Below are 22524 nucleotides of genomic sequence, written 5' to 3'. Positions count from 1 at the left end.
AAATTCTGATCGACTGATGAGTCGGTCTGCGTTTCAGGTTCGATGGGCCGCTGATATACACTGCCGCAAAACACCCTCGAATCTCCCGCAAACCCGAGCCATCATGACCACCATCCGCGAATCCGATTTCATCCGGAGCATTGCCGACGCGCTCCAGTTCATCTCCTACTATCACCCGCGCGACTACATCCAGGCGCTGGGTGCCGCCTATGAGGCCGAGCAGTCGCCGGCCGCGCGCGATGCCATGGCCCAGATCCTCTACAACTCGCGGCTGTGCGCCGAGGGGCACCGGCCCATCTGTCAGGATACCGGCTCGGTAGTGGTCTTCCTCAAGGTCGGCATGGATGTGCGTTGGGATACTCAGCAAAGCCTTCAGGCGCTGGTCGACGAGGGCGTGCGCCGCGCCTATCTGCACCCGGACAATGTGCTGCGTGCCTCGATCGTGTCCCCACCGATCGGTGCGCGCACGAATACCGGCGACAACACCCCGGCCGTGGTCCATGTCGAGCTGGTGCCCGGCGATCGGGTCGAGGTGCGGCTCGCGGCCAAGGGCGGCGGCTCGGAGAACAAGGCCAAGTTCGCCATCCTCAATCCGAGCGACAACCTGGTCGATTGGGTGCTGAAGACGGTGCCGACCATGGGCGCAGGCTGGTGTCCGCCCGGAATGCTCGGCATCGGCATCGGCGGCTCGGCCGAGAAGGCGATGCTGCTGGCCAAGGAAGCCCTGCTCGGACACATCGACGTCCATGAACTCCAGGCACGCGGCCCAGCCGATCCGATCGAGGAACTGCGTCTGGAGCTGTTCGAGAAGGTCAACGCGCTCGGCATCGGCGCTCAGGGACTCGGCGGGCTGACCACGGTGCTGGACGTCAAGATCCTCACCTACCCCACCCATGCCGCCTCGCTGCCGGTGGCCATGATCCCCAACTGTGCCGCGACCCGACATCTGGACTTCGTCCTCGACGGCTCAGGCCCGGTGCAGCTGGAACCGCCGCGTCTGGCGGATTGGCCGGCGATCACCTGGGCGCCCGACAGCACGGCGCGGCGCGTGAATCTCGACGGACTCACGCGCGCCGAGATCGCGAGCTGGCGCCCGGGCGAGCGGCTGCTGCTCTCGGGCCGGCTGCTCACCGGACGCGATGCGGCGCACAAGCGCATCGCCGATCTGCTCGCACGCGGCGAATCCCTGCCGGCAGGCGTGGATCTCACCGATCGCTTCATCTATTACGTCGGCCCGGTCGATCCGGTACGCGACGAGATCGTGGGACCGGCCGGACCGACCACCGCCACGCGCATGGACAAGTTCACCGAGATCATGCTCGCCCGGACCGGGCTGATCGGCATGATCGGCAAGGCCGAGCGCGGACCGGCGGCGATCGAGTCGATCAAGCAGCATGGCGCAGTCTATCTGATGGCGGTCGGCGGCGCGGCCTATCTGGTCTCCAAGGCCATCAAGTCCTCGCGGCTGGTCGCCTTCGAGGATCTCGGCATGGAGGCGATCCGCGAGTTCGTGGTCGAGGACATGCCGGTGACGGTCGCGGTCGACAGCCGGGGCGAATCGGTGCACCAGATCGGACCTGCCGAGTGGCGCGGACGGATCGCGGGGATTCCGGTGACGGTGGCCTGACCCGCGTCGGTCTCCACACCGACCACACGGAGACGCAAGAACCATCACGGGCGTCGAAGATTTCGAACGCTTTGCGGTCTTCGCGTCTTTGCGGTTCCAAAAAACACCATCCCGAGGTCATACCCCATGCATCTGTATTCCGCCTTCCGCATCCACAACGACGCCCAGGGCCATCACGCCGGCATCGAGCCGCTACCCAAGCCGGAACCGACCGAGGGCGAGGTGTTGATCCGGGTCCGCTATTCCAGCGTCAACTACAAGGACGCACTCGCCGGCACGGGGCGCGGCAAGATTCTGCGGACCTTTCCGCTGGTCGGCGGCATCGATGCGGCCGGTGAGGTCGAGGCCTCCCGACATCCGAAGTATCGGGCCGGGGATGCGGTCATCGCCACCGGCTGGGGATTGAGCTTCGACCACGACGGCGCCTATGCCGAATACCTCTGTGTCCCCGGCGACTGGCTGGTGCCCATGCCGGCGGGACTCGATGCACGCGCGGCCATGATCCTGGGCACAGCGGGATTCACGGCCGCGCTGGCCGTGCATCGAATGCAGGTCAATGGTCAGCGCCCCGAGCTGGGACCGATCCTGGTGACAGGCGCCAGCGGCGGAGTCGGCTCCATGGCGGTGGCCATCCTCGCCCGGCTCGGCTATGAGGTCGCAGCGCTCTCGGGCAAGCCGGATCTGCACGACTGGCTGAAAGGATTGGGCGCCGCGCGGATCATCGACCGCGAGGCCCTGGCCGGCGCGACCCGACCGCTGGAGAAGGCCGAATGGGGCGGCGCCATCGACAACGTCGGCGGCGAACTGCTGGCCCGGATCACCCGTACCACGGTCCCCGGCGGCAACATCGCCGCCATCGGGCTGGCGGGCGGGCATGAGCTGCACACCACGGTCATGCCCTTCATCCTGCGTGGCGTAAGTCTGCTCGGCTGCAACTCGGTGGATGTCCCCAACCCGCTGCGTACCGAGCTGTGGCAACATCTGGCCGACGACTGGCGACCGACGGACCTGGATGCGCTGCTGAGCGAAACCGTCGCGCCGGATGGACTGGCCGAGGTGTTCGAGCGTGTGCTCGCCGGCCGGACGCATGGGCGAATCCTGGTCCGACTCTGAGCAGTGCGCGACTAGGCGGCATCGTGGTGCTTGCGCCAATGCTGGAAGTCCGCCATGAGCTCCTCTTCGCTGATGCCGAGTCGGGCCATTTCCTCGCGCATACGACGACCGGCCTCAAGCATGGCCTCGCGCTCCGACTGATTCGGGCATTTGGGTACCGGGATGTAGAAACCGATCGTCTGGCCGTGACGTGTCACCTCGATGGGGATCGATGAATCCAGATACTCGGACAGTTTTTCGCGCAGCTCGCGCATACCGATTCGAAGACTCATAATGGCCTCGATGATTATCAATTGCGTACGCAATTTATAACATAAATGAGGGTGCAAAGCGCCTCAGGCAAAGGGCTAAACAAAATTTAACTCTGGATCCCATCTGTGAGCGATAGGCGCAAGATATTGATTTGTAATTTCTTTTTTGTTGATCCGTAGATGCTGCGCCTGTCCAGCCACCACGGCCCACTTGCACGCTTCAACCGCCTTGGTTGAAATCCGCGCCCGTATGGGGCCGCTGCGCCCTGCCCTCCAAGACACCGCGAGCAATCGAGACAGGAGAGACTCAATGATCGAGGTTCGCCACCTCAGTCGCCGTTATGGCGCACTCAAGGCGGTCCAGGACGTCTCGTTCAGCATCGACACGGGTGAGATCGTGGGTCTGCTCGGCCACAATGGCGCGGGCAAGACCACCATCATGAAGATGCTGACCGGCTATCTCGAACCGAGCGCCGGAACGATCCGGATCGACGGACTGGACATCGCCGAACAGCGCCGCGAGGCGCAACGCCGCATCGGCTATCTGCCCGAGAACTGTCCGCTCTATCCCGAGATGACGGTGCTCGATTCACTGGACTATCAGGCCTCGCTGCTGGGGCTGTCGCCCGACCGACGTCCGGCGGCGATCCGTCGCGCCGTCGAGCGCACCGAACTCGGCGCCAAGGCGACCGCCGCCATCGGCACCCTGTCGCGCGGCTACCGTCAGCGCGTCGGTGTGGCCCAGGCCATCCTGCACGAGCCGCGCTTTCTCATCCTCGACGAACCGACCAACGGACTCGACCCGGCCCAGATCCAGCACATGCGCGCCCTGGTGCGCGAGCTGGCACGCGAGGCCACGCTCATCATCTCGACCCACATCCTGCAAGAGGTCGAAGCGGTCTGCGGGCGGGTGCTCATCATGCGCGGCGGTCAACTGGCGCTCGACAGCCGGCTCGATGCCATCGGACGCCGGCCGCGTCTGGTGGTGACGCTGGATCGCGAACCGGACGAGGCGTTGCCGGTGCTCTCGGCGCTGGACGGCATCGGCTCGGCGGCCCTGTTGGATGAAGACGGCGCCCGTCGGCGCTTCGCCCTGGAGACCGACGACGCTCAATCGGCCGCCCCCGGCGTCGCCCGCGCCGTCTGCGAGCGCGGCTGGTCGCTGCATGGTCTGGAGACCGAACGCCAAGACCTGGAGGCGCTGTTCGGCGCCGTGACCCTGGAACGGATGGAGGCGCCCCATGGCTGAGATCACGCGCGTGGCCCGCCGCGAGCTGGCGGCCTTCTTCGGCTCGCCGGTGGCCTATATCTTCATCGGCACCTTCCTGGCGGTGTCGCTGTTCGTCTTCTTCTGGGTGGATGCCTTCTTCGCCCGCAACATCGCCGACGCACGTCCGCTGTTCGAGTGGATGCCGATCCTGCTGATCTTCCTCTGTGCCGCGCTCACCATGCGGATGTGGAGCGAGGAGCGGCGCGCCGGGACGCTCGAAAACCTGCTGACCCTGCCGGTGGCCACACCCAGGCTGGTGCTCGGCAAGTTCCTGGCCGCACTGGGTCTGGTGGCCGTGGCGCTGGCCCTGACCCTGCCGCTACCGATCACGGTCTCGCTGCTCGGGCCGCTCGACTGGGGTCCGGTCGTCGGCGCCTATCTGGCGGCGCTGCTGCTGGCCTCGGCCTATGTCGCCATCGGACTCTTCGTCTCGGCGCGGACCGACAATCCGATCGTGGCCCTGATCGGCGCGACCCTGGTCAGCGCGGCCTTCTATGTCATCGGCTCGCCGGCGCTCACCAGTCTGGTCGGACACGGCGGCGGTGAACTCCTGCGGCTGCTCGGCAGCGGCGCGCGCTTCGAGTCGATCACGCGCGGGGTGATCGATGTGCGCGATCTCTATTACTACCTGAGCCTGACCGGCGTCTTCCTGGCACTCACTATCCACGGCCTCGAACGTCTGCGCTGGGCCGAGCCGGAAGCCAACCCGCGCCATCATCGGCGCTGGACCCTGGTCACGGGGCTGGCGGTGGCCAACCTGATTGCGGCCAATCTCTGGATACAGGGCGTGACCGGCGCGCGCGCCGATCTGACCGAGGGCCGGCTCTACAGTCTCTCCGAGGCGACCCGAACCTATCTGTCCCAGCTCCAGGAACCGCTGCTGATCCGGGGCTATTTCAGCGCCCAGACCCATCCGTTGCTCGCGCCCCTGGTGCCGCAACTGCGCGACCTGCTGGAGGAATATCAGATCGCCGGCGGCGACAGGGTGCGCGTGGAGATCGTCGATCCTCAGCAGTCGCCCGAGCTGGAGCGCGAGGCCGGCGAGCAGTACGGCATCCGGCCGGTCGCCTTCCAGACCGCGACCAAGTATCAGGCCGCCGTGGTCAATTCCTATTTCGACATCCTGATCAAGTACGGCGATCAGTACGAGACCCTGAGCTTCCGGGATCTGATCGACGTCAAGGTCCGCAGCGAGACGGATCTCGACGTGCGTCTGCGCCATCCCGAGTACGACCTGACGCGCACCATCCGCAAGGTGCTCCAGGGCTATCAGGGCGGCGGCGATCTGTTCGCCAACCTGTCCAAGCCGCTGACGCTCAAGGCGTTCGTCTCGGCATCGGACACGCTGCCCGAGCCGCTTCCGGGTTTGCGCACCGATCTGGAGTCCATCCTGGGCGAGTTGCGCTCCAAGTCGAACGGACGTTTCAGCTTCGAGATTCAAGACCCGGCGGCCGGTGACGGCGCCCTGGCCAAGAAGATCCGGGAGCAGTATGGCTTCGAGCCGCTGGTGGTCAGTCTGCTCGATCCCACACCCTTCTATTTCTATCTGGTGCTGGAGGATGGCGCACGGAGCATCCCGGTGCCGCTGCCCGAATCGCTGGACCGCAGTGGGCTGAACCGTTCGATCGAATCGGCGATCAAGCGTTTCGCACCCGGCGTACTGCGCACCGTGGCACTCTTCGCGCCCGCCCCCAAGCCCAACCCCTTCGGCATGGGCGGCTCGACGGGCGACGACTACAGCCTGCTGCGTCAGACGCTCCAAGACAGCTTCAACCTGCGCGAGACCGATCTCACCTCGGGTCAGGCGCCGGAGGACGCCGATCTGCTGCTGGTCGTCGGTCCCGAGTCGCTGGACGAGAAACAGCGCTTCGCCATCGACCAATTCCTGATGCAGGGCGGAACCGTGATCCTGGCCGCGTCCAGCTTCGATCTGGATCTGGCGGGCGGGGCCATCGGCGCGCGCAAGATCGACACCGGCTTGGGCGACTGGCTCGCGCATCATGGTTTGAAGCTCGAATCCAGCCTGGTGCTCGACCCGCGCAACACGCCCTTCCCGATCCCGGTCCAGCGCAATCTGGGCGGCTTCACGGTCCAGGAGATCCGGACGCTCGACTATCCTTATTTCCCCGACATCCGGGGCGAGGGACTGGCCGAGGACAGCCCGATCACCGCCGGTCTGGGTCAGATCACGCTCAACTGGTCATCGCCGATCACGCTCGACGCGACGAAGAACGCCGGACGCCGGGTCACGCGCCTGCTCCAGAGTTCGGACGCGGCCTGGAGCAGTGACTCGGAGAACATGCAGCCCGACTTCGAGGCGCATGGCGCGCTCGGCTTCCCGCGTGGCGAGGATCGGGGACGCAAGCTGTTGGCGGTCGCCGTCGAGGGCCGCTTCGACTCGCCCTTCGCCGGTCAGCCCTCGCCGCTGCTCGCTAGGGACGAGGTCGAGTCCGAAGCCGACAGCAAAGAGGATGAGGACGCGCAGCATCCGGACGCCTCCAAGCCGCCGGTGATCTCGAGCGTCATCGACAGCTCGCCCGAGTCGGCACGGCTGATCCTGATCGGTTCGTCCAGCTTCCTGAGCGACACCGCCATCCGTCTCGCCAACGAAGCCACCCAGAGCCGCTATCTCAAGCCGCTCGAACTGGTCCAGAACGCCGTCGACTGGTCGCTGGAAGATCGCGGCCTGCTGTCGCTGCGCGGCCACGGCCAGTTCGGACGTCTGCTCGATCCCATCGGGCGCGAGGCGCGCGTCTTCTGGGAGACGCTCAATTATCTGCTGGCACTCGGCGGGCTGGCACTCGTCTACGCGCTGCATCGTCGCGCCCGCGCCCGTCGCGCCCGCTACCATGCCGCCATCCTGGGTCAAGGAGGTCAGTGAACCATGACAGCGACCAACTCGACATCCCTCTCGAAGGCAGCGAGCGAAACGACCGCCGCCGACACCAAGGCTCAGGTGCCCAAGGCCGATCTCGGCTGGCGTCCGGATCTGCGCACACCCCTGGTCATGGGACTGGCCGGTCTGCTAGCGCTGCAACTGCTGATCGCGCTCGGCCAGAGCCTGAGCGCCCCGAGCACCCGCGCCTTCGCCCCGCAAGCGCCCCTGCTCGATTTCAAGCCCGAGCAGGTGACGGCGATCCGTATCGAAGGCTCGGACGGCGCCGATCCGGTGCACCTCGAACGGCGCGACGGCGGCGCCTGGGTGGTCGGCGAACTGGGCGATTTCCCCGCCGCCGGCTTCAAAGCCGATCAGCTCCTGACCACGCTGGCCGCACTCAAGCGCCCGCTGCCCACGGCCACCAGCGCCGAAGCGCGCGCACGCTTCAAGGTCGCCGACACCGGCTTCAACCGACGCCTGACGCTCGAAGGCGCACAGGGACAGATCGCGACCCTGATCCTGGGCGAGACACCACGTTTCCGGCGTCTGTTCGGACGCCCGGCGGACGACTCGGCCGTCTACGAACTGGATCTAGCCATCGCCGATGTCTCCAACCGGCGCGTCGATTGGCTCGACCAGGGACAGCTGCGCATCGATCAGGAAAAGATCACGGCCATCGAAGGCTCCGACTGGCGGCTGGAGAAGGACGGCGAGAACTGGCGTCTGGCCGGAGCCGACGCGAGCGAAACGCTGGATCAGGACAAGGCGCGTGAACTGGTGCGTACCCTGGCCAACCTCAGCTACCGCGATGTCTTCGCCATGGCGGACGCGCCGGCCGAAGATCCGGCCGCCTCCGTGCTGGAGCTGAAGATCGAACTCAGCGAGGGCGAATCGCGCACCTACCGCATCGCCAAGCTCGCCGAGAGCGAGGACTCCGTGCTCAGGAGCGCCGACCGTCCCCAAGTCTTCAAGCTCTCGAAATACGACCTGATGGAATTGGTCGATCTGGAGCGCTCCAAGCTCCTCGTCCAGCCCGAACCGGCCCCCGAGCCGGCGACCGACGCCGAACCTGAGTCCACGCACTCGGAGGAGCCGGCGCCACCCGCGACCGACGAAGAAGCAGCGGACCCCGCGTCCGCCATGGACACGGACGTCGACTGAGATCCGACGGCGAGGGATCGCCGTCCCCTCTCGCCCTGGGATGACGAAGCCGGGTGACTCGATTATAGTGATTCGCTGCATAGGCTCGACGGAGGGCGTTCCAGACGCCCCTCGCCGCCACCCGAACCATCGCGCAACGCCCGCTCGGACCATCGACGATCATGACCCCCTCCAATGCCTACGAGCTGCTCGGCGAGTTGTCGCGGGCGATCGATGACTCGCTCGAACTGGAGTCGCTGCTCCAGCGTTTCCTGACCGAGCTGGTCCGCCGGCTCGACGCGAGCGGTGCCGCCGTGCTGGAGTCTCCGGCCACCACCCCGCCCGGCCGGCCACCCATCGTCTGCCTGTATCCCGAGGCACTCCCACGCGACCCGCTCTATGGCGCCTTCTGGGACGACTGGTCGCCGAGCACGCTGGAAACGGCCCTGGCCGAGCACCCACAGGGACTTCCGATCCTGACCACGGGTGAATTGGGCCATGTGCTGGCCGCGCGACTCCCCGGATTCGGTCTCCTGATCCTGGTGCTTCCGGCGACGGCCAGTGCGCCGACACCGGATCTCCGGCAGGGGCTGTCTCTGGCGGCCTTGTTCCTGGCGCAATCCGTGCTTAGCGCACGTCGCGACGCCCAGACCCGACGTCGGATCGAATCGGCGCACCTGGCCCGCAACCAGCGCCTCGCCGACATCGGCCGCGAGATCCGCAACCCGGTCAAGGATATCCTGGAACTCAGCGAACTGACGCTGCATACATCGCTCGACCAGACCCAGCGCCACTATCTCCATCTCATCCGCTCATCGACCGCCCGTCTGCTCGGCCAGATCGACGAACTGCTCGATTCCGCGCGCATCGAGACCGGTCAGATGACCATCGAGCAGATTCCCTTCAACCCATCGGTGCTGATCGCCGATCTGGTCGAGGCACTCACGACCGAAGCCCAGCGCCGGGGACTCGGGGTCCGCTACGAACAACTCGATCTCCTGCCCACGCATAGCCAGGGCGATCCGGGCCGAATCCGTCAGGTGTCGACCACGCTCTGGAGAGCGGCGCTCGCCTTCGTCCGCGACGACGGTCTCCGGCTCCAGACGCGACGCCTGAACACCGAGCACCCGACGCTGGACTGGATCCAGTTCTCGGCACTGGGTCTCAGGCTCCCGCTCACCGATCTCCAGGGGCTGATCGATCCGAGCACGGCGGTCGGTGCGGCGATCGAGCACGGCTTCGGCGAGGGCGGATGCTCCCTGGCCACCTGTGCGCGTCTGATCGAGCACCTGGGCGGACGGGTCTGGATCGACACCCTGGAGCCTGCCGGCCTGCATTTCACGCTCCCGCTCCCACGGCTGGATCTCAGTGAGACACCGCCACGCCCTATGGCGAGCTGGCCCGGACGACGCGCGCTCCTCGTCGACGACCAGGCGGTCGCGCGACGCACGCTGGCCTATTGGTTCAGGCACTGGGGCTTCGAGGTCCGGGAGGCGAGCACCGGACGTCAGGCACTCGAACTGGCGCGCGCGCATCAGGCGCGGGGGCAGGCGTTCGATGTCTATGTCTTCGACTCCACACTCCCCGAACTCGATGGATTCGAGTTGGCGACCCGGTTGCGGGACGAGCTCGCGGTCGAGCAGGCAGCGCTCGTGATGTTGGCCTCGATCGGACAGCGCGGCGACGCCCGGCGTTGCCGCGAGGCCGGTATCGACGCCTTCCTCACCAAGCCGGCCTCGCCGCGCGAATTGCGCGAGCTGCTCACCCGTCTGCTCATGTCCGATGAGTCGCCCCAGCCGCGCCCGCTGCTCACGCGACACATGCTGGTCGAGTACCGCCGGCGCCTGCGCATCCTGCTGGTCGAGAGCGGCTTGCTGCATCAAAAACTCGCCAGCACCCTGCTCCAGGAGTGGGGCCACGAGACCCTGATCGTCAACAGTGGTGGACTGGCCCTCGAGCAGTTCCGCTCCGAGACCTATGATCTGGTGTTCCTGGATCTCTACCTGCCGGACGTCGACGGGATCGAGGTCGCACGCGCCATGCGCCGCCTGGAGGATTCGGGCGCGCGCCGCACCCCCATCGTCGGCATGAGCAGCCTGGATCTGGAGAGTGAGCGCGAACGCTGTCTGGAGTTCGGCCTCGACGAGCATATCGTCAAGCCGCTCAACCCGGCACTGCTGGAGGACTTGATCCGGAGGTTCGTCCGACACGGCGACGAACCTCTGGAATGACGGGATTCTCCGACCTCAGAGCCTGAAGCGCGCGACCCGCTCCTGGAGCATGCTGGCCAGCCGCGCCAGTTCCTCGCTGGCACTGGCGATATGGGCCGCGCCGGCGGCGGTCTGATCGACCGTCGAGGAGATGGTGTGGATGTTGCGGTTGATCTCCTCGGCCACCGCCGTCTGTTCCTCGGCGGCGCCGGCGATCTGACGGTTCATGTCGGCGATGCTGGTGATGGCGGCGCTGATGGTCTGGAGCGATTCGCCGGCACGCCGGGCCTGAGCCACGCTCTCGCGCGCCATCTCCTGCCCCTTGGCCATCACCGAGACCGCGCCCGCCGAACCGTTCTGCACCCGCTCGATCTTCTCCTGGATGTCCTGGATCGAAGACTGGGTGCGGCTGGCCAGGGTGCGCACCTCGGCGGCCACGACGGCGAAGCCGCGTCCCTGCTCACCGGCGCGCGCGGCCTCGATGGCGGCGTTGAGCGCCAGCAGATTGGTCTGCTCGGCCACGCCGCGGATGACGTCCAGCACCGCGCCGATCTCGGCGCTGTCTTCGGAGAGTCGCGCGATCACCTGACCGGCCGACTCGACCTCCTGCGCCAGCAGATCGATCGCCGAGATCGTCTGCGCGACCACCTGGCTGCCGGCCTCGGTCTCGCGGTCGGTATCCTGGGCGGCGCGCGCGGCGGCGGCGGCATGACGCGCGACCTCCTCGACCGTAGCGGTCATCTCGTTCATCGCGGTAGCGACCTGATCGGTCTCGGATTGCTCGACGCGCACCTGCTGGTTGGTCTCCTCACTGGTGGCCGAGAGTTCGACGGCGGCGGCCGCGACCTGTGAGCTGGCGTTGGAGACATCGCGCAGGACGCGCCGCATGTTCTCGACCATGCGTGCCATGGCGGCCATGAGACTGGTTTCGTCTCCGGGACGCAGATGGATGTTGGTCGTCAGATCACCCTCGGCGAGCTGGTTGACGACGGCCAGCACCTGCGCCGGTTCGCCGCCCAGACGGCGCAGCGTGTCATGGGTGATGAGAAAACCGAGGATGCCGGCCAGCGCCAGTCCCACGATCATGGCGATGCCATAGAGCATGACCATGAGATCGCTTTCATGCCGAGCCTGGGCCAGGGTATCGCTCGAAGACTTGTTCTTGAGTGCGACCAGGGATTCGATGAGCACGGCGACCCGGTCCGAGACCGGGAAGATGTCGTCGACACGCTGCCCGAACTGCGCCAGCACGACCGAATAGGTCTCCTGATCCGGGGCTTCGAGCATGGCGCGCGTCAAGCGATCGAGTTCGGTGTAATGCTCACGCCAGGTGGTGTAGTCGGTCTTGAGGGCCGAGAAGATCGCCTGCTCGTCGACGGACTGAGGCAGGCGTTCGAATTGCGCCAGCGCCTCCTCGACGACGTTCCAGGAGGCGACACGCTGGCGCATGACCTGCTCGATCAACTCGCGGGTGCGCGTGCTCCAGGTCGTCAAGCTCTTGATTTCGAAGGTCTGGCTGCGAATCCGGACGCGCTCGTAATTGAGTCGATTGAGCTGTACGATCGCCGGCAGACTTTCCCGGCTCATCGAGATGAGATGGTCGCGCATACTCAGTTCACCTCGAATCCCGAGAAGACCGAGGATCAACACAATCAACGCCATCGCCAGAAAACTGGCGGCCAGCTTCACGCTCAATCGAGTGTTCTTCAACATGCTACTTGCTGTCCCGAGGCTTGTGTGGAAAAGGATGAAGCGAACATGGCGGGACAGTCTAAACGAAGTCGCTGTCGCGTGGTGTCGATCGCGTCACTCCTTGCGCATCGTCGGGCGCCCGGCGGGGCGTTGCGTGGCCGCTCGCGGCTTGGCCTGGGTGGTGACCGCCGGATCCCGTTCGCGTGCTTGTTTGGCGACATAGAGGGCGGCATCGGCGTGCTGGTAGAGCTGATCGAGGCTCATGTCGGCTCTCAGGGTCGCGGCGCCGATGCTCACACTGATCCCGACGCGCCGGCCGGATTCGGTCTCGACGAACTGCCGTGCCAGCGCGCGACGGATGCGCTCGGCGCAGTCCTGAGCCGCGTCCAGGCCGGTCTCGGGCAGGAGCACGACGAACTCGTCACCGCCTAGGCGCACGCACAGGTCGGCGGTGCGGGTCACGGTCATCAGGGTCTCGGCGACCTTGCACAGGATACGGTCGCCGACCGGGTGGCCATGGGTGTCGTTGACGGCCTTGAAGCTGTCGAGATCCAGCACCAGCATCGAGAGCGAATGGTGATGACGCACGCTGTCGGCCAGCCATTGTTCGCCCTGGAGCGTCAGGGCGCGGCGGTTGCCGAGTCCCGTCAGGGGATCGCGCTCCAGCTGGCGATTGACGTGCGAGAAACGCAGGGCGTTCCGGATGGCGGGCGCGGCGAGGGCCAGCAACCCCTCGATGCGCTGCTGATCGTCCTCGGAGAAGCGCCGTCCGCGCATGAGCTTGAGCGCGCCCAAGTCCTGCCCGTTGAGCGTCAGGGTATATTCGATCCGGTGACGGTCGGAGTGACCGCCCGCGAGACGAGGTTCGTCGCTCGGGCCACGATACTCCCAGCCGCCGTGGCCGAAGGCCTGGTGTAGGAATTCGTTGAGCGCGCCGAGCACCTCCTCCAGCTCCAGTGAGGCGGTGACGGCCTGCAGGAAGCGGACGGTATCGATGGTCTCGGGGGGTTGGCGGCGACTGGGACCGGCCGTGGCGACGAGTGCGAGTCGTGACGTATCGGCTTGATGATTCGTTGACACATGACGCCCCCTGAAAGATGAGTCATATTCAGGGTCAAGCGAAGTCTGTGCCAACTGACTCCAGCCCAGGACTTGGGGTGGACGGCGTCTGATCGCGGCCTGAAACGACGGCTCGCTGACACTTGCACCCTCGATCCGACATGAAACCGGCACCTCGACCGACATTCAGGCGCCCCTCCGGCCCAGGGGGCGAGCGCTACAGGCCAGCACGCCCAGCGCCTGCTCCAGACCGAGATGGCGGCGCGCCGGACGTTCACGTCCGTCGTGTACCCGCACCGACCAATGACGGGTCTTGGGATCTGAGACGAGTTCCAGCCACAGCCGCTCGTCCTGCCAGTGGGCCGCGATCGGCTCGACCACGGCCCTCGTGCCCGTTGCGTGGGCTCCGCGTTCCAGTCTGTTGTTCACCGCTGACTCCAGGCAAGACGCCGATGATTCGACCTGGGGTCGGGTCGGCTCTGTCGCCGACGCCCGCACCCGCCTACATGGCGAGTGTATCGGCGTGCCGTGCGATTCCTTGAGCCGGCGCGGCGGCGGGTGCGGTTCGGCCCGCTCGGCTCAGCGTTTGAACAGCCAGGGCAGCACGTCCTCGAAGCGCGAGGCGAAATGGACCTCCAGCCCCTTGCGCACGTGCTCGGGCACTTCCTCGAAGTCGCCCTGATTGTCGGCGGGCAGGATGATCTCCTTGATCCCGGCGCGACGGGCGGCGATGAGCTTTTCGCGGATGCCGCCGACCGGGAACACCTCGCCGGTGAGGGTGATCTCGCCGGTCATGGCGATGCGGCGCACCGGCTGCTTGCGCGCCAGCGACAGCAGTGCCGAGGCCATGGTGATGCCGGCCGAGGGGCCGTCCTTGGGCGTGGCGCCGGCCGGGACATGGACATGGATGAAGGATTTTTCGAAGAACTCGGGATCGACGCCGAAATCCTGGGCATGGCTGACCACATAGCCGTAGGCGATCTCGGCCGATTCCTTCATCACATCGCCGAGCTGGCCGGTGAGCTTGAAGCCGCGCGTAAAGCTGTGGGTGTGCGCGGCCTCGATCGAGAGCGTTGCGCCGCCCATGGCCGTCCAGGCCAGCCCCGTGACCACGCCCGGCCCTGAGAGCTTGCGCTCGTCGCGGAACACGGGGCTTCCGAGATAGCCCTTGAGATCCTGCTCCCGCACCCGGATCGGGGTCTCCTCACCTTCGAGCATCCGCACCGCGACCTTGCGCACGATCTTGCCGAGCTGTTTCTCCAACCGGCGCACCCCGGCATCGCGCGCATAGCCCTCGATCAGGGCGCGCAGCGTGGCGCTGTCGAGCTTGACCGCCTTCTTGCCCACTCCGGCGCGTTCGATCTGGCGCGGCAGCAGATACTTCTTGGCGATCTGGAGCTTCTCCTCGGCGATGTAGCCCGAGAGCTTGATGACCTCCATGCGGTCGAGCAGCGGCCCCGGAATCGTATCGAGCTGATTGGCGGTGCAGACGAACAGCGACTTGGACAGATCGAAGCGCAGATCCAGATAATGATCGAGGAAGTCGGTGTTCTGCTCCGGGTCGAGCACTTCGAGCAGCGCCGAGGCCGGGTCGCCGTGGTAGGAGGCGCCGATCTTGTCGATCTCGTCGAGCAGGATCACCGGATTGGAGGTCTCGACCTCCTTCATGGCTTGCAGGAACTTGCCCGGCATGGCGCCGATGTAGGTACGCCGATGGCCCTTGATCTCGGCCTCGTCGCGGATGCCGCCGACCGAGAAGCGATAGAAGCGCCGCCCGAGCGCGTCGGCGATCGAGTGTCCGATCGAGGTCTTGCCCACGCCTGGCGGTCCGACCAGCAGGATGATGGAGCCCGAGATCTCGCCCTTGTGGATGCCGACGGCCAGGAATTCGAGGATGCGTTCCTTGACGTCCTCCAGACCGTAATGATCGCGGTCGAGGATGCGCCGCGCGCGCTTGAGATCCAGGATGTCATCCGAATGCCGGCCCCAGGGCAGGAGCGTGATCCAGTCCAGATAGTTACGGGTGACGGCATACTCGGGCGAGCCGGTCTCCAGCATCCCGAGTTTGTCGAGTTCCTCGTCGACGCGCTTCCGAGCCTGCTCGGTCAGAGTGAGCTTTGCGAGCCGTTCGCGGAACTTGTCGATCTCGGCGGTGCGGTCGTCCTTGGCGATGCCCAGTTCCTTCTGGATCGCCTTGAGCTGCTCGCGCAGGAAGAACTCGCGCTGCTGCTTGTGCATCTTCTCTTCGACCGTGCGCCGGATCTTCTGCTGGGCGCGGGCCAGTTCCAGCTCGTTGTTGAGCAGGACCAGCACCTTCTCCATGCGTTGCAGGAGCGGCAGGATCTCCAGCACCTCCTGGAGCTGATCCTTGGTCGAGGTGGTCAGACTCGCCGCGAAATCGGCCAGATGCGAGGGATCGTCGGGGCCGAATCGGTCGAGGAACATGCGCAGTTCCTCGACATAGAGCGGATTGAGCGGCAGCAGCTCCTTGATGGTGTTGATGACCGCCATCGCATAGGCCTTGACTTCGGCGTTGGGCGGCCCATAGGGTTCTGGCAGATAGGTCACGCGGGCGCGGAACGGGGTCTCGGGATGCGCCCAGCCCTCGATCCTGAAGCGTTGTAGGCACTCGACCAGGACTTGCAGATGCCCATCCTGCTGGTGGATGCGATGCACCCGGCAGGCGGTGCCGATCTGTCTGAAACTCTCCGTGGTCGCTTCCTCGGATGTCTCGCTGTCGACCAGCACCACGCCGAGGATCTTGTGATCGGTCTTGGCCACCGCCTTCATGGTCGGCGCCCAGGGCTCGGCCGACATCATCAGCGGCACGGCCTGACCGGGGAAGAAGGGACGCGAGGCGACGGGGAGCAGATGGATCTCGCCGGGCAGCACGTCGTTGGCACGCGCCAGTTGGATCGGGGTCGATTCCTCGTCCGGTGCCGGCCCCTGCTCCACATGCGGCTCGGCGCCCGACTCCAGGGTCTCGTCGTGCTCTGCGTTCGTCACCTGATCCTCATCCGACATGCTGTTGGCCTCACTCGAAATACCACACACAGGAGTGGCCAATTTCAGGTTTTCGCCGCCGATTTGCAAGCGGCGGTAAGATAGTCAGTCCTGAATTAACAATGCCGATGGAGATTCCGCGCCATGAAGTTCAGCTATCCGGGACTGACCGACCAAGAGGTCGAGCGCTCACGCGCCCAGCATGGATCCAACGCCGTCGCCAGCCAGGAGACCGAGACCTTCTGGGACAAGCTGCTCGGCAATCTCAAGGATCCGATCATCATCATCCTGATCGTGGCACTCGCGATCACGGTGCTCCTGACCTTCCTCGGCTATGCCGAGTGGTACGAGAGCGTCGGCATCGCCTTCGCGGTGGTCATCGCCACCTTCGTCGCCACCTGGTCGGAGTACAGCAACGAACAATCCTTCCAGCGTCTGCTGGAGGAAGCCTCGCTGATCCGGGTCAAGGTCTTTCGCAACGGCCACCTGACCGAGATCCCGATCACCGAACTGGTGGTCGGTGACCACGTGCTGCTGCAACCGGGCGACACCGTCCCCACCGATGGCCTGCTGATCGCCGGTCATGCCGAGGTCGACGAGGCAGCGCTCACCGGCGAGTCCGAGCCGATCAAAAAGACCGCTCTGAGCGCCGGTGTCGCCGACGCCGACGTGCCGGAGGAGCACCGGCTGTGGCGCGCCGGTCTGCTGGTCGACGGCGAGTGCGTGATGCGCGCCACCGCCGTGGGCGACAAGACCCGCTATGGCCAGACCATGAAGGAACTGCTCTCGGCCGAGGACCGGCTCTCCCCGCTCCAGCACAAGCTCACGGTACTCGGCGGCCATATCGCCACCTTCGGCTATATCGGCGCCACCTTCATCTTCGTCGCCTTCATGTTCAACAACATCTTCCTGCAGGGCGGGGGATTGGAGGCCTACTGGGCGCAGTCGAGCGGCGTCATCGTCAAGGATTTCGTGACGGCGGCCATTCTGGCCATCATCGTCATCGTGGTCGCCGTGCCCGAGGGGTTGCCGATGATGATCGCGATGGTGCTGGCCATCAACATGAAGAAGCTGCTGAACGAAAAGGTGCTGGTGCGCAAACTGCTCGGCATCGAAACCTCCGGCAGTCTCAATCTGCTGTTCACCGACAAGACCGGCACCTTGACCCAGGGCAAGCTGTCGGTGAGTGCCTTTCTGACCGGAACCGGCGAACGCTTCGAGTCGCTGGACGCCATTCCGCAGGCACTGCGTGACGAGGCCGGGTTTGCACTGCGCAACAACACCAGTGCCGTGATCGATGCCAGTGACCCCAGTGATCCCAAACTGGTCGGCGCCGATCGCACCGAGCAGGCGCTACTGCGCTTCGTCACGCCCTATCTGGCCAACAATGGCGCCGATGTCGTCTATCACATCCCCTTCAACAGTAGCCGCAAGTTCTCGGCCACTCAGGTTCGCGGCGAGCGCGCGCTGACTCTGGTCAAGGGTGCGCCCGAAGTGGTGCTGAAGCAGTGCACGCGCCGGCTCGACGGTGAGGGCAACGCCCATGACCTGAGCGATCCCGCCCCGCTCCAGGCAGCCATGAGCGAACTCTCGGCGCGCGCCATGCGGCTGCTGGCGGTCGCCGTCACCGAGACGCCGATCGACCCCGAGACCAATGCCCTGCCCGAGTCGCTGACCCTGGTCGGTGTCTTCGGGATGCGCGACGAACTGCGCACCACGTCCTATCAGTCGGTCAAGACGGCCAAGCAGGCCGGCATCCATGTCGTCATGATTACGGGCGATGCCAAGGAGACGGCGCAGGCGATCGCCAAGGACGTGGGTCTGCTGGAGGACGACCCGCAGGCCATCGTCATGACCTCGGCTGAGCTGGGCGAACTGTCCGACGACGAGGTCAAGAAGATCCTGCCGCATCTCTATGTGGTCGCGCGCGCCTTCCCCACCGACAAGAGCCGGCTGGTCAAGCTGGCCAAGGAGCTGAATCTGGTGGTCGGCATGACCGGCGACGGGGTCAACGACGCCCCGGCGGTCAAGAACGCGGACGTGGGCTTCGCAATGGGCAGCGGCACCGAGATGACCAAGGAGTCGGCCGACATCGTCATCCTCGACGACAATTTCTCCTCACTGACCAAGGCGGTGCTCTACGGGCGCACCCTGTTCAAGTCGATCCGCAAGTTCCTGGTGTTCCAGTTGACGGTGAACGTCTCGGCGATCCTGGTGGTGTTCCTGGGGCAGTTCTTCGGCTTCGACCTGCCGCTGACCATGACCCAGTTGCTGTGGCTCAACATCATCATGGACACCCTGGCCGGTCTGGCCTTCGCCGGCGAGGCGGCGCTCGGGCGCTACATGCACGAACCGCCGTTGCGGCGCGACGAGCAGCTGATCAACCGCGACATGTGGTCTTCGATCCTGATCAATGGCGGCTTGATCGCGGTCATCAGTATCCTGTTCCTGACCAGTGATCTGACTCGGGGCCGGTTCGACGGCGGCTATGCCGCCGGCACGCCCGAGGCGCAGGCCAAGTTCCTGACGGCGTTCTTTGCCTTTTTCGTGTTCGTGCAGGTGTTCAATACCTTCAACGCCCGCACCCAGGGACTGAACCTGTTCGAGCATCTGCTCGACAACCGGCTGTTCTCGATCATCATTCCGTCGATCATGGCGATCCAGGTGTTCTTCATCACCTTCGGCGGCGAGATCCTGCGCACTGTGGGATTGTCGTTCGGCGAGTGGCTGCTGGTGCTGGCGCTGGCGATCCTCATCGTTCCGGCGGATCTGATCCGCAAGGCGGTGCGCAATCGGGTGTTCGGGAATCCGGTGACGGTGAGCTGAGCGCGCATCGAAATCTTAGGGTACGCCATGAGGCGTGCCCTAACATCCGCCAACGAACGAGAGTGACCCCATGACTGCCCGCAAACTGCCCATCGGCCTCCAGACCTTCAGCGAGATCATCGAACAGGGCTATGCCTATGTCGACAAGACCGCGCATGCCTGGGCGATGGTCAGTCAGGGCAAGTCGTACTTTCTGTCGCGTCCGCGCCGCTTCGGCAAGAGTCTGTTCCTCGACACGCTCAAGGAACTATTCGAGGGGAGCGAGGCGCTGTTTCGCGGGCTGTATATCCACGAGCGCTGGGACTGGAGCCGGCGTCATCCGGTGATCCGGTTCGATTTCTCGGTCGGCGTGCTGCGTAATCGCGAAGAACTCGACCAACGCATCGACTGGCTGCTGCGTGACAATGCACGGCGTCTGGGTCTCATCGAGACGGAATGGGGCGCGGATATTCCTGGGCGTTTCGCCGAACTCATCCAGGCGGCACGGGCCGCCACCGGCCAACCGGTCGTCATCCTGGTCGACGAGTACGACAAACCGATCCTGGACAACATCACAGATCCGACCGGCGCGGGCGCCGAGATCCGCGAGGGCCTGAAAAACCTCTACTCGGTGATGAAGGGACATGACGCCGACATCCGCTTCGTCTTCATGACCGGTGTGACCAAGTTCAGCAAGGTCAGTCTGTTCTCGGGGCTGAACCAGCTCGAAGATCTCACGCTGGATGAGCGCTTCGCCACCCTGTGCGGCTATACCCAGTCCGATCTGGAGACCACGTTCGGCGAGCATCTGCGCGGGGTCGACTGGGCGCGGCTCAAGCAGTGGTACAACGGCTACGGCTTTCTGGGCGAGCCGGTCTACAACCCCTTCGATATCCTGCTCTTCATTGCGAAGGGTCAACGATTCCGCCCCTACTGGTTCGAGACCGGCAATCCGAGCTTTCTCATCGAGCTGCTGCGGGCACGGCGCACCTTTCTGCCCAGTCTGGAAACGATCGAGGCCAGCGAGGAGATCCTGGATTCGTTCGACATCGAGCGCATCGATCCGGTGACGCTGCTGTTCCAGACCGGCTATCTGACCATCGCCGGCACGCGCGACAGCTTCGGACAGTGGTTGTTCGCACTACGGGTGCCGAATCAGGAAGTGCGTCAGGCACTGGCCAATCATCTGGTCGATGCCTATACCGACCGGCTGCCCAGCGAGCGGCTGTCCTGGCAGCAGGCACTCTATGATTGTCTGCGCGGAGGCGATGTCGAGGGGCTGATCGCGGCGATCCGACGGCTGTTCGCCGGCATTCCCTGGCGCAACTTCACCAACAACGATCTGCCGGAGAGTGAAGGCTATTACGCCAGCGTGCTCTATGCCTTCTTCGCCAGTCTCAACGCCGAGATCATCCCCGAAGACATCTCCAACCAGGGTCAGGTCGATCTCACCATCAAGCTCGAAGGCTACATCTATGTCATCGAGATCAAGGTTCGACATGGTTCTGGGTCGGCGAGTGGCCTGAGTTCCGACGGCACCGACAGGAACGATCCCGAGACTTCAGCAAAACCGAAACGTCGCCGATCCGGCAAGACCGACGCGAAGCAGACCAAGGAATCAGCCAACCCCGCCCTGGCCCAGATCCGCGCGCGCGACTACAGCGCCAAGTATCGCGGTCTGCCCAACAAGGGGCTGTTCGAGCTGGGACTCGTCTTCGACAGCCGGACGCGCAATCTTGCGCAGGCCGACTGGCGGGTGGCCTGACCCAGCGTCCGGGTTCCAACGCCGCCAACGAGAGTGACCCCATGACTGCCCGCAAACTGCCCATCGGCCTCCAGACCTTCAGCGAGATCATCGAACAGGGCTATGCCTATGTCGACAAGACCGCGCATGCCTGGGCGATGGTCAGTCAGGGCAAGTCGTACTTTCTGTCGCGTCCGCGCCGCTTCGGCAAGAGTCTGTTCCTCGACACGCTCAAGGAACTATTCGAGGGGAGCGAGGCGCTGTTTCGCGGGCTGTATATCCACGAGCGCTGGGACTGGAGCCGGCGCCATCCGGTGATCCGGTTCGATTTCTCGGTCGGCGTGCTGCGCAATCGCGACGAACTCGATGAATCGATCCGCGAGCAGTTGGCGCTCAATCAGGAACGACTCGGGATTCGCTGCAACGCGCAAAGCATCCCTGGAATGTTCGGCGAATTGATCCGGCGTGCGCATGCATCCAGTGAGCAGGGTGTGGTCATCCTGGTCGACGAGTACGACAAACCGATCCTGGACAACATCACAGATCCGACCGGCGCGGGCGCCGAGATCCGCGAGGGCCTGAAAAACCTCTACTCGGTGATGAAGGGACATGACGCCGACATCCGCTTCGTCTTCATGACCGGTGTGACCAAGTTCAGCAAGGTCAGTCTGTTCTCGGGGCTGAACCAGCTCGAAGATCTCACGCTGGATGAGCGCTTCGCCACCCTGTGCGGCTATACCCAGTCCGATCTGGAGACCACGTTCGGCGAGCATCTGCGCGGGGTCGACTGGGCGCGGCTCAAGCAGTGGTACAACGGCTACGGCTTTCTGGGCGAGCCGGTCTACAACCCCTTCGATATCCTGCTCTTCATTGCGAAGGGTCAACGATTCCGCCCCTACTGGTTCGAGACCGGCAATCCGAGCTTTCTCATCGAGCTGCTGCGGGCACGGCGCACCTTTCTGCCCAGTCTGGAAACGATCGAGGCCAGCGAGGAGATCCTGGATTCGTTCGACATCGAGCGCATCGATCCGGTGACGCTGCTGTTCCAGACCGGCTATCTGACCATCGCCGGCACGCGCTGGCGGCGCTCGCGGTTGCTCTACCGGCTGCGTCTGCCCAATCAGGAAGTGAAGATGGCGCTGGCCGATCACCTGATCGACGCCTATCTCGGCACGCTCGCCAGCGGGCGCGACGCGCATCAGGATGCGCTCTACGAGTGTCTCATCCAGGGCGATGTCGAGGGGCTGATCGCGGCGATCCGGCGGCTGTTCGCCGGCATTCCCTGGCGCAACTTCACCAACAACGATCTGCCGGAGAGTGAAGGCTATTACGCCAGCGTGCTCTATGCCTTCTTCGCCAGTCTCAACGCCGAGATCATCCCCGAGGACATCTCCAACCAGGGTCAGGTCGATCTCACCATCAAGCTCGAAGGCTACATCTATGTCATCGAGATCAAGGTTCGACATGGTTCTGGGTCGGCGAGTGGCCTGAGTTCCGACGGCACCGACAGGAACGATCCCGAGACTTCAGCAAAACCGAAACGTCGCCGATCCGGCAAGACCGACGCGAAGCAGACCAAGGAATCAGCCAACCCCGCCCTGGCCCAGATCCGCGCGCGCGACTACAGCGCCAAGTATCGCGGTCTGCCCAACAAGGGGCTGTTCGAGCTGGGACTCGTCTTCGACAGCCGGACGCGCAATCTTGCGCAGGCCGACTGGCGAGCAGTGTGATC

Annotated in this window: 14 protein-coding genes; 9 read left to right on the top strand and 5 right to left on the bottom strand. The window is 65.0% G+C overall.

Going from position 1 to position 22524, the window contains the following annotated elements; all coding sequences use genetic code 11:
• Positions 1 to 103: 103 nt before the first annotated feature.
• Together Atep_RS15185 and Atep_RS15180 are read left to right on the top strand one after the other, a co-directional pair.
• Positions 104 to 1627: a fumarate hydratase gene (locus Atep_RS15185; protein ID WP_213379298.1), complete on the top strand. Its 1524-nt coding sequence runs from the start codon at positions 104 to 106 to the stop codon at positions 1625 to 1627.
• 126 nt (positions 1628 to 1753) lie between these two features.
• Positions 1754 to 2740: a YhdH/YhfP family quinone oxidoreductase gene (locus tag Atep_RS15180; RefSeq protein WP_213379296.1), complete on the top strand. Its 987-nt coding sequence runs from the start codon at positions 1754 to 1756 to the stop codon at positions 2738 to 2740.
• A gap of 11 nt (positions 2741 to 2751) precedes the next feature.
• On the opposite strand, the gene Atep_RS15175 is transcribed toward Atep_RS15180, so the two are convergent.
• On the bottom strand, positions 2752 to 3012 hold the full coding sequence (locus tag Atep_RS15175; protein WP_213379294.1) for a prevent-host-death protein: 261 nt from the start codon (positions 3010 to 3012) through the stop codon (positions 2752 to 2754).
• Between the two features lie 289 nt (positions 3013 to 3301).
• Between Atep_RS15175 and Atep_RS15170 the strand changes: the two genes are divergently transcribed.
• The 4 genes from Atep_RS15170 (at position 3302) to Atep_RS15155 (ending at position 10510) form a co-directional block, all read left to right on the top strand.
• Positions 3302 to 4240 carry an ABC transporter ATP-binding protein gene (locus Atep_RS15170; RefSeq protein ID WP_213379292.1) on the top strand — a complete coding sequence of 313 codons (939 nt, stop codon included), beginning with the start codon at positions 3302 to 3304 and terminating at the stop codon, positions 4238 to 4240.
• The gene (locus tag Atep_RS15165; RefSeq protein ID WP_213379287.1) at positions 4233 to 7142 is read left to right on the top strand and encodes a Gldg family protein; all 2910 of its coding nucleotides are present in this window, start codon (positions 4233 to 4235) and stop codon (positions 7140 to 7142) included. Before Atep_RS15170 ends, Atep_RS15165 begins: the two co-directional genes overlap by 8 nt.
• 3 nt (positions 7143 to 7145) lie before the next feature.
• Positions 7146 to 8300 carry a DUF4340 domain-containing protein gene (locus Atep_RS15160; RefSeq protein ID WP_213379286.1) on the top strand — a complete coding sequence of 385 codons (1155 nt, stop codon included), beginning with the start codon at positions 7146 to 7148 and terminating at the stop codon, positions 8298 to 8300.
• 161 nt (positions 8301 to 8461) lie between these two features.
• Positions 8462 to 10510 carry a response regulator gene (locus tag Atep_RS15155; RefSeq protein ID WP_213379284.1) on the top strand — a complete coding sequence of 683 codons (2049 nt, stop codon included), beginning with the start codon at positions 8462 to 8464 and terminating at the stop codon, positions 10508 to 10510.
• A 15-nt stretch (positions 10511 to 10525) separates the two neighbouring features.
• Here the strand turns inward: Atep_RS15155 and Atep_RS15150 are convergent, their stop codons facing one another.
• From Atep_RS15150 to lon, 4 genes are all read right to left on the bottom strand, one after another.
• Positions 10526 to 12202: a methyl-accepting chemotaxis protein gene (locus Atep_RS15150; RefSeq protein WP_213379282.1), complete on the bottom strand. Its 1677-nt coding sequence runs from the start codon at positions 12200 to 12202 to the stop codon at positions 10526 to 10528.
• A gap of 93 nt (positions 12203 to 12295) precedes the next feature.
• The gene (locus Atep_RS15145) at positions 12296 to 13261 is read right to left on the bottom strand and encodes a GGDEF domain-containing protein (RefSeq protein ID WP_236786277.1); all 966 of its coding nucleotides are present in this window, start codon (positions 13259 to 13261) and stop codon (positions 12296 to 12298) included.
• 165 nt (positions 13262 to 13426) lie between these two features.
• Positions 13427 to 13669, bottom strand: coding sequence for a hypothetical protein (locus Atep_RS15140; protein ID WP_213379278.1), 243 nt, complete (start codon positions 13667 to 13669; stop codon positions 13427 to 13429).
• Positions 13670 to 13819: 150 nt separating this feature from the next.
• Positions 13820 to 16264 carry an endopeptidase La gene (gene lon / locus Atep_RS15135; protein WP_213379276.1) on the bottom strand — a complete coding sequence of 815 codons (2445 nt, stop codon included), beginning with the start codon at positions 16262 to 16264 and terminating at the stop codon, positions 13820 to 13822.
• A 123-nt stretch (positions 16265 to 16387) separates the two neighbouring features.
• Between lon and Atep_RS15130 the strand changes: the two genes are divergently transcribed.
• The 3 genes from Atep_RS15130 to Atep_RS15120 all read left to right on the top strand — a co-directional run bounded on the left by Atep_RS15130 (position 16388) and on the right by Atep_RS15120 (position 22522).
• A complete protein-coding gene (locus Atep_RS15130) occupies positions 16388 to 19069 on the top strand; it encodes a calcium-translocating P-type ATPase, PMCA-type (protein WP_213379274.1) in 2682 nt (893 codons plus the stop codon).
• Between the two features lie 70 nt (positions 19070 to 19139).
• On the top strand, positions 19140 to 20813 hold the full coding sequence (locus tag Atep_RS15125; RefSeq protein ID WP_213379272.1) for an ATP-binding protein: 1674 nt from the start codon (positions 19140 to 19142) through the stop codon (positions 20811 to 20813).
• Positions 20814 to 20854: 41 nt separating this feature from the next.
• Positions 20855 to 22522, top strand: coding sequence for an ATP-binding protein (locus Atep_RS15120; RefSeq protein ID WP_213379270.1), 1668 nt, complete (start codon positions 20855 to 20857; stop codon positions 22520 to 22522).
• Positions 22523 to 22524 lie beyond the last annotated feature (2 nt).

It is taken from the genome of Allochromatium tepidum, assembly GCF_018409545.1.
Taxonomy (GTDB): Bacteria; Pseudomonadota; Gammaproteobacteria; order Chromatiales; family Chromatiaceae; genus Thermochromatium; species Thermochromatium tepidum_A.
This window is presented reverse-complemented; position numbering and strand designations above follow the sequence as displayed.